Raw genomic sequence first — 12,240 nt, forward strand, 5'->3', positions numbered from 1 at the left:
CTTCAACAGAATACACCCCAAAGCCGCCGTCCCCTACCCGTTCCGATCGAGCCGTTCGCTCAAATCTTCGACCTTCTCGACCAGGTCGGCGATGCGCATGCGGTCGATCTTTTCGTGCAGGCGCATGATTTCCAGTTCGGCGCGCAAGTTGATTTCATAGTCGAGCCGGGCCGACAGCCGGTCCTTCGCCGCCTGCCGATTCTGGCTCATCATGATCACCGGCGCCTGGATCGCCGCGAGCATCGAGAGCATCAGGTTGAGGAAGATATAGGGATAGGGATCGAAGACGAGCCCCGCACGCGCGAGGACGCTCGAATTGAGCAGCATCCACGCGACGAGCACGACGCCGAAGGCGATGATGAAACCCCACGAACCGCCGACCGCCGCCACCCGGTCGGCCAGCCGGTCACCGAAGCTCGCTTCCTCATCGTCGATCTCGCCCGCGTTGCGGCTGGTCGGTGCGCGTTCGGCGATGGCGCAGATGACGCGCTGTTCCTGTTCGTCGAGTTCGTTGAACGCGCGCCCGAGCAGGCGCAGCGCCATGTCCGCGATCCGGGCTTCGTCATTCATGACGGTCAGCCGATCCAGCGCCAGATGCCCGCGGCCATATAGCCGAACGCGCCATGCCCCCAGGTCGCTGCGAGCCACAGCAGGATGCCGCCGAACAGCGCATGGCCGCGCGGGATCGCATCGCCCCACGGCGCCGCCCCCGCAACCTGCCGCCCGAACGGTAAGAAGCTCGTCCGCGCCGCCCAGTGGCGCCACGCATCGCCCATCAACCGCGCCTTCTTCGCGTCCTGCCCCGCCGATCCGACGAGCGCGAGGAAGGCGATCGTCGCCGACAGCAGCAACTGCGCGCCGGTCGGCATGACGAGCGCGTGGGCGAATGCCCATAGCGCAAAGCCCCACATCATCGGATGACGGGTAATCGCGAAGACCCCGCGCGGCGCCCCCTGGGCGGCGAACGCCGCCTTGGGCGACGGCAGCGCCGGATTGCCGATCAATGACCCCATGAACAGGATGCTCGCAAAGAGCACGATCAGCGTCGCCAGCGCCCACAATGGATCGTCGACCGTCCACAGCGGCGGTTCGGGCGGCATCGCGCGCCACGCCTGGACGAGCGGAATGAACGTAGCGAAGGCGACGATCGAATAGACGATCTGGAACCCCCGCTCGCCGAGCCGACTGGCCAGCCCGTCGCGCAGCGGGTGCGACAGGAGGAGGTGCGAGCCGACGAATAGCACCGCGGTTGCGATCAACAGCGACATGGGGTTCATCGGCTCGCCTCCTTCATCTCTCGGCGCGCTCAGCCTCTCTGGCGCTTACCGGTCATAGGCCTTGGGCAATGCACCTTCTTGCGGCGTCGCATAGCGATCGCGCAAGCGGTCTTGTCGCGTCACGAGCGATTGGCGCTTGCCGTCGATCCACACCGCGGTCGGCCGGCTGCCGAGTTCGAGCGGATCATTGTCCCAGATCACGACGTCGCCGACGCGCCCGGCGCGCAGCGATCCGATCGTTCCGTCCATGCCGACGGCGCGCGCGGGGGCGCTGGTGATCGCGGCGAACGCTTGATCCCAGCTCAGCCCGCTGGCGCCCGGCAGCTTGGTCAGCGCGACCAGATTGCCGGCATATTGCGTGGTATAACCCATCTTGTGCGCATCATCGTCGTCGAACACGCCGACCGAAACATCGACGCCCGCGGCTTCGAGCCGCCCGGCGTTCGATTGCGTCGCGCCCAGCCGTTCGAAACTTGCGGGCAGATCACTCAACGGCGAGACCAGCACCGGCACCTTCGCCGCTGCGATGTCCCGGGCGACGAGCCAGCCCTCGGTCGCGCCGACGAGCACCAGCTTCAGCGCCGGAAATTCGCCCTTGAGCTTCAGCACGTTCAATATGTCGGCGGCGCGATCGACGCGCACGAAAAGCGGGGTCGTGCCGTTGATCACGCGCACCAGTGCGTCGGCGTCGGCGCGCTGGATCAGCGCGTCGCTGCCCCATTCGGCAAGCGTCGCGGGATTGCGGGCATAGCTGCGCGCCGCGAGCAATTGTTCGCGGAACATCAGAAAGGTCGCCGCGCGGCTCCCCCCGGCGTTCGACGATCCGCCTTCACCGAATTCGATGAATTGCAGCGCGCGCGGGCGCGTCACCATGTCATTGTCGTCGCCCAGATCGACGACCGCACCCTGGCCCGCGAACAGCCCGCTGCTGTCGCCCGGCGCGACGATCGCGCGGGTGACGCCGGCGGCGCGGTTGACCGCGACGGGTGAGCCCATCGGGTTGAGCGCGGGCGCGATGTCGATACCCGCCGAAAAGCGCGAACGACGCGCCGAGCGGTCGTTGCTGCCCTGCACGGCATCGACCTCGACCAGTCCGACACGGCTGAACGCCGCGACGATGCCGGGCGTCACCCAATGGCCGCCGGCGTCGACGCGCTCGATCCCTGCGGGGACCGCGACGCCCGCGCCCGCGGCGACAATCTTGCCGCCGCGCACGACGACGGTGCCGCCCTCGATCGGGGCGCTGCCGTCGCCGATGACGAGCCGCGCGTTGGTGATCGCAACATCCTGTGCCGCGACCGGGGCCGCGATCAGCGCGGCGGCGGAAAGCAGAAGTGCGCGCATCATTTCACATCTCCCTCGCCGGGCTGCCCCAGCTCGAAGTCGCTCACCGGTCGCCGCTTGGGATCGGTCGCGTCAAACATCAGCGCGCCGTCGATCCAGACCTTTTCGGGCCGCGTATAGACGCTGAACGGGTTGCCGTTCCACAGCACGACGTCGGCCATCTTGCCCGGCTTCAGACTGCCGGTCTTGTCGGCGATGCCCAGCGCCTTGGCGGGATTGTACGACAGCCAGGTCCACGCCTGCTCGTCGCTGATCTGCATCCCCATGCGCCGCCCGGCGGCAAGCCCCTTCGCCGCTTCCTGGTTCAGGCGCTGGATCTGGTTTTCGTCGTCCGAATGAACGATCGTGCAGGCGCCAGCCTTGTAAACAAGCGCAATATTTTCAGGCACCGAGTCATAGGCTTCCATCTTGAAGCCCCACCAGTCGGCCCAGATGGCGGCGCAAATGCCTTCCTTCGCCAGCACGTCGGCGATCTTGTAGGCTTCGACCGCATGGTGGAAGGCCGACACCTTATATCCGAACTCGTGGCTCATATCGATGACCTGCGCCATTTCGTCGGCGCGGTAGCAATGGTTCTGCACCAGGATTTCGCCTGACAGTACGCCGGCGAGCGTTTCCATCGCCAGATCGCGATCGACCGGCTTCCCTTCGTCGAGCTTCTTCTTATAGGCTGCGGCCTTGGCCCAGGTCGCGCGATCGACCGCGAAATTGCCCATGCGGGTCGAGGGCATGCGCCCCTTGCTGCCATAGACGCGCTTCGGATTCTCGCCGCACGCCATCTTCATGCCATAGGGGGCACCGGGGAATTTCATCCCCTGCACCGTGCGCGCCGGAACATTTTTGAGCACGACCGAGCGGCCGCCGATCAGATTGGCGCTGCCCGGCAGAATCTGGAGGCTCGTCACCCCGCCATTGGCGAGCGCGCGGCTGAAGCCCGGATCCTGCGGCCAGACGCTATGCTCGGCCCAGACTTCGGGCGTCGTCGGGCTGGTCGCCTCGTTCCCGTCCGAATGCGCATCGACCGACGGGCTCGGATAGACGCCGAGGTGGCTGTGGATGTCGATCACGCCGGGGGTGAGATATTTGCCGGTGCCGTCGACGACGTCATAGCCCGCGGGGATCGCCGTATCGGGGCCGCCGATGCTCACCACCTTGCCGTCGGCAAACAGCGCGACGCCATTGTCGATGCGTCCGCCTTCGCCGTCGAAGATCGTCACGCCGCGTACCGCCGTCGGGCGGCCTGCATAGGCGTGATAGGTCGACGGATAAGGATCCTTGTTGAACTTCACCGGCTTTTCGGCGCTCGCGGCGGGCTTGTCGCCCGCCGACTGCGCCGAGGTGCCCGACGCCGCGCAACCCGCGAACGCCAGCGAAACGGCAGCCAGCAGACTGCCCTTCACGCCCCTGATCATATGCTTATGCCCCCTTCGGTTCGGGATGCGTCCCCGCCGCTTGCGGTTCGGCAAGTTCGCCAGCTCCGGCAACGCTGTCGTCGCGGTCGCGCAGCGTGTCGAGGTGCATCCACTTCTTCACGATAGGCGACAGCGCCAGCACGACGACGCTGACGCCGATCGTGATGAGGCCGATTTCCTGATAGATGGCGAGCGTCGCCTCCTTGGTCATGTCGCCGCTTTCGCCGCCGGTCGCTTCCCCGATCTTGCCGGCGACGAAATTGCCGACCGCGGTCATGTAGAACCAGGCGCCCATAATGAGCGACGCCATGAACGACGGTGCGAGGCGATTCATCGCGCTCAGCCCCACCGGCGACAGGCACAGCTCGCCGGTCGTGTGGAGAAGATAGAGCAGGAAGACGAAGAGGACGGGCGTCGCGACTTCGGGTCCGACGCTGCTCGCGCCCCACACGAAGACGAGGAAGCCCGCCCCGACCTGCGCGAGCGCCAGCGCGAACTTCGCCGGCGCCGAGGGTTCGAGCCCGCGCTTGCCCAGCCACTGCCACAGCGCCGCAAAGACCGGCGCGAAGAGGATGATGTAGATGGGGTTGATCGACTGGAACACCGACGCAGGAACGCCGCCCTTGTCGACATAGCGGTCGGTGTAGAGGTTGAAGCTGCCGCCGGCCTGTTCGAACAGACCCCAGAACAGCGGGTTGAGCGCGATCAGGAACAGAATGGCGAAAATGCGTTCGCGCGGTTCCTTCTCGAGCTTGAAGGCCTGGAACAGCACCCAGCCGAGCAGACCGAGGCCCGAAATGACGAGCAACGTCTGGATCACATCCTGATACTGGACGAGCGCCCACATCACGCCGACGGCGACAAGGCCGACGCCATAGATGCTCCACTCCTTGGATTTCGCGAGCGGTGCGGGCGCCTCGCCGGCGCCGAGCAGGACATTCTTGCCGAGCACGAAGACGATCAGGCCGGCGACCATGCCGATGCCGGCAAGGCCGAAGCCATAGGCCCAGCCGATCTTCTGGCCGAGATAGCCGACGAGGATCGTGCCGAGCGCCGCGCCGACGTTAATGCCCATGTAGAAGATGGTGTAGGCCGCGTCGCGGCGCATGTCGGTCAGGCGATAGAGCTGGCCGACCATCACCGAGATATTGGCCTTGAGGAAGCCCGAGCCGACGATGATGAGCGCGAGCGCGAGCCAGAAGATGTTGATCGCGGGATCGGCCTGCTTCGTCGCGGCATCGGTGATGCCGTGATCGCCCTCGAACGCCATGAACAAATGGCCGAAGGCGAGGAGCACGCCGCCGAACAGCACCGCCTTGCGCTGCCCCAGATAACGGTCGGCGAGATAGCCGCCGAGTACGGGGGTGATATAGACGAGCGCGGTGTAGGCGCCGTAGATCAGGTTCGATTTGCCGTCCGAAAACAGCCAGTGCTGCGTCAGGTAGAAGATCAGCAGCGCGCGCATGCCGTAGTAGGAAAAGCGCTCCCACATCTCGGCAAAGAACAGCATGTAGAGGCCCTTGGGATGGCCGGCGAATTCAGGTTTCTTGCTGGCGGCGACCAAAGCGCCGATGCTCAAAAAGACCCCCAGGATGACCAGCGCGATAACCGCGATCCAGTCCCCCTCGTCCCATAAGGCCATATCTTTCATCTATATGCGTCCCTTTTCCCGGATGGTTTTGCCGCGGACTTCTGCCGCGCGAATGGGGCAACCTAGCGCGAAAATTGCGTATGGGAAGAATCTAATTGCGCATGAAACCAAAGCGCCCGGCGCGGCGGGGTTGCGCGGATGCGGGCGAGACGCCACATGGCGCGCGATGTTCAACGACACCTCTTCGCTGAAAAGCCACCTCGCCACGCGCCGCTCGGGCAAAGCTCGCGACATGGTCGCCCCCGGGCCCGACGCGGACGAATTGCGCGCGATTATCGAACTCGCGCTGCGCACGCCCGATCATGGCAAGCTCGCCCCCTGGCGCATCATCACGATCGCGCCCGAACAGCGCGATGCCTTTGCCGCGCTGCTCAAGCAGGCATGGGTGGCCGAAAATCCTGGCGCGGCCGGCATGGATCTCTCTGCGCTCGACCAGTTTGCGCATCAGGCGCCGACGCTGCTGCTCCTCGTCTCGGCGCCCGTCGCGGGCAGCAAGATCCCGCTGTGGGAACAGCAGATGTCGGCGGGAGCAGTCGGCATGAACCTGCTCCACGCCGCGCACGCCCACGGCTATGTCGGCAGCTGGCTCACCGGCTGGGCGGCGTTCAGCCCGAACGTCGGCGCCGCGTTCGGGCTGCGCGAAGGCGACGCGATCGTCGGCTATTTCTTTATCGGCACCCCCGGCGCCGACCTGTCGGAACGCCCGCGTCCATATTATGACGAAATCGTCAGTGCTTGGGACATTTAGTGTCGCCTAATATCAGTAGAAACTAATTTTCTTCAATTGACTGTGCTGCTGTCTTATGGCATTAAGGCGGCATGCTCGATCAGACCAAACCCGTTTATCAACGGCTTCGTGACGTGATCGCCAATGCGATTCTCGACGGCACCTTTCGCGACGGCGACATGCTCCCGTCGGTCCGGTCGCTCGCTGCCGAGGAAGGCGCCAACCCGCTCACCGTCGCCAAAGCCTATCAGACCTTTCAGGACGAAGGTCTGGTCACGGTGAAGCGCGGGGTCGGCATGTTCGTGGCCGAGGGTGCGACCGATCGCCTGCGCACGCTGATGCGCGAAGATTTCCTGACCAACGTCTGGCCGCCGGTCGCCGAGCAGATGCGCCGCATCGGCCTCGACGCGCGGACGCTGCTCGACCTCACCGACGCCTGATCGTCATTCCCGAACGCGACGAGCGGGGCCACTGCGCCGCCGCTGCGCGAAGACACGATGCTGCGTCAGCCCTTTCCACTGACGCCGCCACCTGCTAGGCGCCCGGCGCCATGTCCCAGAACCACCCCGACCGCCGCACCTTCGCCATCATCTCGCACCCCGACGCGGGCAAGACGACGCTGACCGAAAAGCTGCTCGTTGCGGGCGGCGCCATCCATATGGCGGGCGAGGTCAAGGCACGCGGACAGGCGCGGCGCGCCCGCTCCGACTGGATGAAGATCGAACAACAGCGCGGCATTTCGGTGACCTCGTCGGTGATGACCTTCGAACATCAGGGCCTTGTCTTCAACCTGCTCGACACGCCGGGACACGAGGATTTCAGCGAGGACACCTATCGCACGCTCACCGCGGTTGACAGCGCGGTGATGGTGATCGACGCCGCCAAGGGGATCGAACCGCAGACGCTCAAGCTGTTCGAGGTGTGCCGCCTGCGCTCGGTGCCGATCATCACCTTCATCAACAAGGTCGATCGCGAAGGCCAGTCGCCCTTCGAACTGCTCGACGAGGTCGCCGACCGGCTGGCGCTCGACGTCTGTCCCATGAACTGGCCGGTCGGGATGGGTGGCACCTTCTCGGGCCTCTATGATCTGGTCGAACCGTCGCTCGCGGTCCCCGGCAAGGAAGCCTCGCGGGCGTTCGAGGGCGAACGGATCGCGCTCACCGGCCATGACGATCCGAAGCTCGCGGCGGCGGTCGATTCGCGTGCGCTCGATCAGTTCAACGAAGAAATCGAGCTCGCCTCCGCGGGCTATGCGTCCTTCGACGTCGACGCCTATCGGAACGGCGACCTCACCCCCGTCTATTTCGGCTCCGCGCTCAAGGAATTCGGCGTCGTCGATCTGCTCGCCGGGCTCGCGGCGCATGCGCCGGGGCCGCAGCCGCAGCCTGCCGAACCCGCGCCGGTACGGCCCGACGACGATGCCGTCACCGGCTTCGTCTTCAAGGTGCAAGCGAATATGAACCCCGCGCACCGCGACCGCATCGCCTTCATGCGCCTGTGTTCGGGCAAGTTCGAACGCGGGATGCGGCTGACGCAGGGCGGCACAGGCAAGGCGATCGCGATCAGCCGCCCGATGCTCTTCCTCGCGCAGGACCGCGAAATGGCCGAAGACGCCTGGCCCGGCGACATCATCGGCATCCCCAACCACGGGACGCTGCGCGTCGGCGACACCCTCTCCGAACGCAGCGACGTGATGATCACCGGCCTGCCGAACTTCGCCCCCGAAATCCTGCGCCGCGTGGCGCTCGTCGATCCGACCAAGACCAAACAGCTCCGCAAGGCGCTCGACGACATGGCCGAAGAAGGGATCATCCAGGTCTTCTATCCTGAGATTGGCGCCAACATGATCGTGGGCGTCGTCGGTCAGCTCCAGCTCGACGTGCTGATCAGCCGGCTCGAGGCCGAATATAAGGTCGAGGCAAAGCTCGAGGCCAGCCCGTGGGATACCGCGCGCTGGATCGCCAGCGATGACGCCGCCGCGCTCAAGCAGTTCCAGGCCGACAATCGCGGCGCCGCCGCCACCGACCGTGACGGCGCGCCGGTCTTCATGGCCAAGGATGCGTGGGAAGTCGGCTATGTGACGCAGCGCAACCCGGCGATCCGCTTCACCGCGACCAAGGAACGGGTGTTCGCACCGGCCCAATAATCTCGCCGCCCCCGCGAAAGCTGGGGCGACCTATATATCAGAGCAGGCTCAGCAAATCTGCGGGCGCAGCGGCCGTGTCGCTCTCCTCTTCTTCGCCCTCGAACTTGCTCAGCGTCACGCCGAGCAGCCGGATCCCCTGCTCGACCGGCAGCAAGGGGGCGAGGATCGCCTCCCCCGCCGCGAGCAGCGCCGCCCCGTCGGCGATCGGCGCCGCCACCGACTTCGCGCGCGTGATCGTGCGGAAGTCGGCATAGCGCAGCTTCAGCGTCACCGTCCGCCCGCGCGCGCCCTTCTTCGCCGCCCGGTCCCATACCACGGTGCAGACATGGGCGAGCGCCTCGCGAATTTCGGTGTCGCTGACCAGGTCGTTGAAAAAGGTCCGTTCGCCGCCGAGCGACTTGAGCGGACGGTTCGACCGGACGCGGCGATGGTCCACCCCGCGCGCCAGATTATAGAGCCATTCGGCGCTGTTGCCGAAATGCCCCGCCAGCCACGCGCGGTCCTGCGCCGCCAGATCGGCGCCCGAAAAGATGCCGAGCCCTTCCATCTTCGCGGCGGTCACGGGGCCGATGCCATGGAACCGCCGGATCGACAGCGTCTGGACGAACGCCGCGCCTTTCCCCGGCGGAATCACCGTCATCCCGTCGGGCTTGTTCTGATCAGACGCCAGCTTGGCGATGAACTTGTTGTACGACACGCCCGCGGAAGCGGTCAGGTCGGTTTCGGCGCGGATGCGTTGCCGGATCAGCCGCGCGGTTGCCGTCGCACTGCCCAGCCCCGCCTTGTCGCGCGTCACGTCGAGATAGGCTTCGTCGAGCGACAGCGGCTCGACCTCGTCGGCGTAGTCGTGAAAGATTGCGCGGATCTGATGCGATATCGCGCGATAGGCGTCGAACCGCGGCGGCACGAAAATCAGCTCGGGACACTGGCGCTTCGCGGTGATGCTCGGCATCGCCGACCGGACGCCGAATTTGCGCGCTTCATAGGATGCGGCGGCGACCACCCCGCGCCGTGAAGACCCGCCAACCGCGACGGGTTTGCCGCGCAACGCCGGATCGTCGCGCTGCTCGACCGAGGCGTAAAAGGCGTCCATGTCGACATGGATGATTTTGCGAACCGGCGCCTCGCCGCCGTCCGCTTCGCTGTCGCCGGTCTCGCTCACACGCCGATTCCTAGCATGTTGCCACGATGTTCTCAATCGTCGCTGCGTGTTCCGCTTGACGACCCCGCCCCAAACTGGCAATCGCGCGCACCTTGGCGAAGCGGGTATAGCATAGTGGTAATGCTCTAGCCTTCCAAGCTAGCTAGGCGGGTTCGATTCCCGCTACCCGCTCCAATTTCCCATACATCGCTGACCGCCAATTTCTGGACTTTCCCCGGAAATCTGCCGTATTTGACGTCTGAATTGGTCGCGGACGTTCGCGATTAAACGCTGGCAGCAGGAAAATCTGGGGGCCTCTTTTGGGGGCCTTTTGGGTTTCGGGCCCGCCATCGAATAAAATGGCCCCCAATATGACCCTCACTGATACGGCGATCCGCAACGCGAAGCCTGCTGAGCGCGACTACAAGCTGGCGGATTCTGGGGGGCTTTTTGTGCTCGTGACGCCAGCGGGCGGAAAGCTCAGGCGGTTGAAATTCCCAATCGACGGCAAGGAGCACAAGCTATCGCTGGGGCGGTATCCCGACGTCAGTCTGAGCGAGGCCCGCAAGCGGACGCGATGCGTCCCGTGCGCAAATTGCGCTGGGCGCTGATCCGGCGCGCGAAAAGCAGCGAAAGAAGATCGGGGCGAAGCTGTCGGTCGACAACACCTTCGCAGCCATCGCTGCGGAATATTGTGCCAAGCGGCAGCGCGATGGCGAGAAGGGTTGGGCACAGTCGACCGTTGTTCGCACCGAATCCCTGCTGACTCGGCTCAACGCTTCGATCGGGCGATTGCCGATCGGCGAGATCGAACCCGCCGACGTGCTGGCGGCGGTCCGCAAGATCGAAGCGCGGGGCAAGTTGGAAAGCGACCGCCGCACCCTGCAATTGGCGAGTCTCGTCTTTCGCTATGCCATCGCAACGGCGTGGCTGACTTCCGACCCGACGCGTGACCTACGCGGCGCGCTGACTTCGCCGACCGTTACGCATTACGGCGCGAGCCCAGCTCGCGCGCATTTACGCGAAAGCGGGCGTGCATTCGCAAGTCGCCCTCATTGCGACATTATTCGAAGACCTCCTCAGCAGCGACGCGATCCCGCCGTCCTCATCCAACCTCGCCGAGAGAGATTTACAGCGGTAATCCGGCAGCCGAGCTCAGCCAAAAAGATCGCTACTCACGTCCTCGATCGAGATTATTCGCTGGCCGCCAGTTGCGGCGGATTATCGGCGGGTTGCCGCGCATAATATCCGAAGCATGCGATGACGGCGTAGCAGAGCGCGGGCAGAAGCAACGCGAGGCCGAGGCTGCCGGTCAGATCGGCGAGCGCACCGGTGGCGAGCGGAACGACGGCGCCGCCGAAGATTGCCACGTTGATGATTCCTGACCCGTCGGCGGCGCGGGAGCCGAGTTTTTCGGATGCCAGGCTGAAGATGGTCGGGAACATGATGGCGTTCATCAGTCCGATCGCAAGCAGGCTGTAGCCCGAGACGACACCGATCGTATTTGTCGAAACGAGGATCAGCGCGATGGCGCCGACCGCAACGCAGGCGAGCAGCTTGCCGGGGCTGATCAAGCGCATCACCGCCGAACCGACGAAACGGCCGACCATTGCGCCGCCCCAATAGAAGCCGATCAGCTTGCCCGCGGTCTGTTCGGGCAGCGCCATGACATGCCCCTGCATGAGATAGCTGACGATCAGCGACCCGATCGATACCTCGGCCCCGACATAAAGAAAGATGCACAAGGCGCCGAAACCGAAGCGCGGACGCTTGAGCAGATCGATCCCCGCCAGTCCGGCGCTGGCCTCGTGGCGCTCACCCTTGAGGCGGTTGCGGAACATCCATACGGCGGCCGCGACAATTGCGAGGGCCGCCGCTATGCCAAGATAGCCGTGGACGATCGCCTGGCTTTCGGCGGTTCGATAAGCATCGAGTTCGGCACCCGTCAGCTGATCGGCGGTCACCGAAGCGAGACTGCCGAGGATCAGTGCCGATCCCGCGATGGGGAACAGCGTCGTGCCCAGCGAATTGAACGCCTGCGCAAAGGTCAGGCGGCTGTGCGCGGTATCGGGCTTGCCGAGCAGCGAGATCAGCGGGTTGGCGACGACCTGCACGATCACGACGCCGCTCGCGAGGATGAACAGCGCGAAGAGAAAGAGCCCATAGACCGCATTCTGCGACGCCGGGATGAACAGCAGACAGCCCACCATCATCGTCAGCAGCCCCGCGACCGCGCCGCGCATATAGCCGATCTTCTTGACGAGCTTGGCACCGGGAATGCCGATCAGCAGATAAGCGGTGAAGAAGCAGAACTGGACCAGCATAGCCTGTGTGTAGTTGAGCGTGAACAGCTCCTTCAGCTTCGGGATGATCACATCGTTCAGAGAGGTAATGCCGCCGAAAATGAAGAAGAGCCCCATGACGAACAGGCGCAGCTCAGGCGCGTCGACATGGTGAGCGCCGCCGACAGGATCGTCGGCAATTGTCGATGCATCTTGGGGCACGAGCGCCATATCACTCTCCTCGGGATAATCGGAAAATC

At 64.9% G+C, this 12,240-nt stretch carries 12 protein-coding genes and 1 tRNA gene; 6 read left to right on the forward strand and 7 right to left on the reverse strand.

Going from position 1 to position 12,240, the window contains the following annotated elements:
- Positions 1-33 precede the first annotated feature (33 nt).
- From EBMC1_RS08315 to EBMC1_RS08335, 5 genes are read right to left on the reverse strand one after another with little or no spacing between them, the layout of a single operon-like run.
- The gene (locus EBMC1_RS08315) at positions 34-570 is read right to left on the reverse strand and encodes a DUF1003 domain-containing protein (RefSeq protein WP_003043514.1); all 537 of its coding nucleotides are present in this window, start codon (positions 568-570) and stop codon (positions 34-36) included.
- A gap of 5 nt (positions 571-575) precedes the next feature.
- On the reverse strand, positions 576-1,277 hold the full coding sequence (locus EBMC1_RS08320; RefSeq protein WP_003043517.1) for an NnrU family protein: 702 nt from the start codon (positions 1,275-1,277) through the stop codon (positions 576-578).
- A 45-nt stretch (positions 1,278-1,322) separates the two neighbouring features.
- A complete protein-coding gene (locus tag EBMC1_RS08325; protein ID WP_003043520.1) occupies positions 1,323-2,624 on the reverse strand; it encodes an amidohydrolase family protein in 1,302 nt (433 codons plus the stop codon).
- Positions 2,621-4,033, reverse strand: coding sequence for an amidohydrolase (locus tag EBMC1_RS08330; RefSeq protein ID WP_003043523.1), 1,413 nt, complete (start codon positions 4,031-4,033; stop codon positions 2,621-2,623). Before EBMC1_RS08330 ends, EBMC1_RS08325 begins: the two co-directional genes overlap by 4 nt.
- A 4-nt stretch (positions 4,034-4,037) precedes the next feature.
- A complete protein-coding gene (locus EBMC1_RS08335; RefSeq protein WP_003043526.1) occupies positions 4,038-5,684 on the reverse strand; it encodes a peptide MFS transporter in 1,647 nt (548 codons plus the stop codon).
- A 166-nt stretch (positions 5,685-5,850) separates the two neighbouring features.
- Between EBMC1_RS08335 and EBMC1_RS08340 the strand changes: the two genes are divergently transcribed.
- The 3 genes from EBMC1_RS08340 to EBMC1_RS08350 all read left to right on the forward strand — a co-directional run bounded on the left by EBMC1_RS08340 (position 5,851) and on the right by EBMC1_RS08350 (position 8,557).
- Entirely contained in the window at positions 5,851-6,432 is a 582-nt protein-coding gene (locus EBMC1_RS08340) for a nitroreductase family protein (protein WP_003043529.1), read from the forward strand.
- Positions 6,433-6,503: 71 nt separating this feature from the next.
- On the forward strand, positions 6,504-6,851 hold the full coding sequence (locus tag EBMC1_RS08345) for a GntR family transcriptional regulator (protein ID WP_003043532.1): 348 nt from the start codon (positions 6,504-6,506) through the stop codon (positions 6,849-6,851).
- 110 nt (positions 6,852-6,961) lie between these two features.
- On the forward strand, positions 6,962-8,557 hold the full coding sequence (locus tag EBMC1_RS08350) for a peptide chain release factor 3 (RefSeq protein ID WP_003043535.1): 1,596 nt from the start codon (positions 6,962-6,964) through the stop codon (positions 8,555-8,557).
- Positions 8,558-8,594: 37 nt separating this feature from the next.
- On the opposite strand, the gene dinB is transcribed toward EBMC1_RS08350, so the two are convergent.
- Positions 8,595-9,719: a DNA polymerase IV gene (dinB, locus tag EBMC1_RS08355; RefSeq protein WP_003043538.1), complete on the reverse strand. Its 1,125-nt coding sequence runs from the start codon at positions 9,717-9,719 to the stop codon at positions 8,595-8,597.
- Between the two features lie 100 nt (positions 9,720-9,819).
- On the opposite strand from dinB, the gene EBMC1_RS08360 reads away from it, so the two are divergent.
- From EBMC1_RS08360 to EBMC1_RS18970, 3 genes are all read left to right on the forward strand, one after another.
- Positions 9,820-9,893, forward strand: a tRNA-Gly gene (locus EBMC1_RS08360).
- Between the two features lie 176 nt (positions 9,894-10,069).
- A complete protein-coding gene (locus tag EBMC1_RS18770) occupies positions 10,070-10,309 on the forward strand; it encodes an Arm DNA-binding domain-containing protein (RefSeq protein WP_231292885.1) in 240 nt (79 codons plus the stop codon).
- Positions 10,310-10,376: 67 nt separating this feature from the next.
- Positions 10,377-10,943, forward strand: a complete 567-nt coding sequence (locus EBMC1_RS18970) for a phage integrase central domain-containing protein (protein WP_442852382.1) — start codon at positions 10,377-10,379, stop codon at positions 10,941-10,943.
- On the opposite strand, the gene EBMC1_RS08370 is transcribed toward EBMC1_RS18970, so the two are convergent.
- A complete protein-coding gene (locus tag EBMC1_RS08370; RefSeq protein WP_003043544.1) occupies positions 10,892-12,211 on the reverse strand; it encodes a sugar MFS transporter in 1,320 nt (439 codons plus the stop codon). The two genes, EBMC1_RS18970 and EBMC1_RS08370, sit on opposite strands and share 52 nt — an antisense overlap.
- Positions 12,212-12,240 lie beyond the last annotated feature (29 nt).

It is taken from the genome of Sphingopyxis sp. MC1, assembly GCF_000371385.1.
Classification (GTDB): domain Bacteria; phylum Pseudomonadota; class Alphaproteobacteria; order Sphingomonadales; family Sphingomonadaceae; genus Sphingopyxis; species Sphingopyxis terrae.

Coding starts and splice junctions, on each gene's coding strand:
- EBMC1_RS08315 (WP_003043514.1), bottom strand. CDS start 570: ATGAATGACGAAGCCCGGATCGCGGACATGGCGCTGCGCCTGCTCGGG.
- EBMC1_RS08320 (WP_003043517.1), bottom strand. CDS start 1,277: ATGAACCCCATGTCGCTGTTGATCGCAACCGCGGTGCTATTCGTCGGC.
- EBMC1_RS08325 (WP_003043520.1), bottom strand. CDS start 2,624: ATGATGCGCGCACTTCTGCTTTCCGCCGCCGCGCTGATCGCGGCCCCG.
- EBMC1_RS08330 (WP_003043523.1), bottom strand. CDS start 4,033: ATGATCAGGGGCGTGAAGGGCAGTCTGCTGGCTGCCGTTTCGCTGGCG.
- EBMC1_RS08335 (WP_003043526.1), bottom strand. CDS start 5,684: ATGAAAGATATGGCCTTATGGGACGAGGGGGACTGGATCGCGGTTATC.
- EBMC1_RS08340 (WP_003043529.1), top strand. CDS start 5,851: ATGTTCAACGACACCTCTTCGCTGAAAAGCCACCTCGCCACGCGCCGC.
- EBMC1_RS08345 (WP_003043532.1), top strand. CDS start 6,504: ATGCTCGATCAGACCAAACCCGTTTATCAACGGCTTCGTGACGTGATC.
- EBMC1_RS08350 (WP_003043535.1), top strand. CDS start 6,962: ATGTCCCAGAACCACCCCGACCGCCGCACCTTCGCCATCATCTCGCAC.
- EBMC1_RS18770 (WP_231292885.1), top strand. CDS start 10,070: ATGACCCTCACTGATACGGCGATCCGCAACGCGAAGCCTGCTGAGCGC.
- EBMC1_RS08370 (WP_003043544.1), bottom strand. CDS start 12,211: ATGGCGCTCGTGCCCCAAGATGCATCGACAATTGCCGACGATCCTGTC.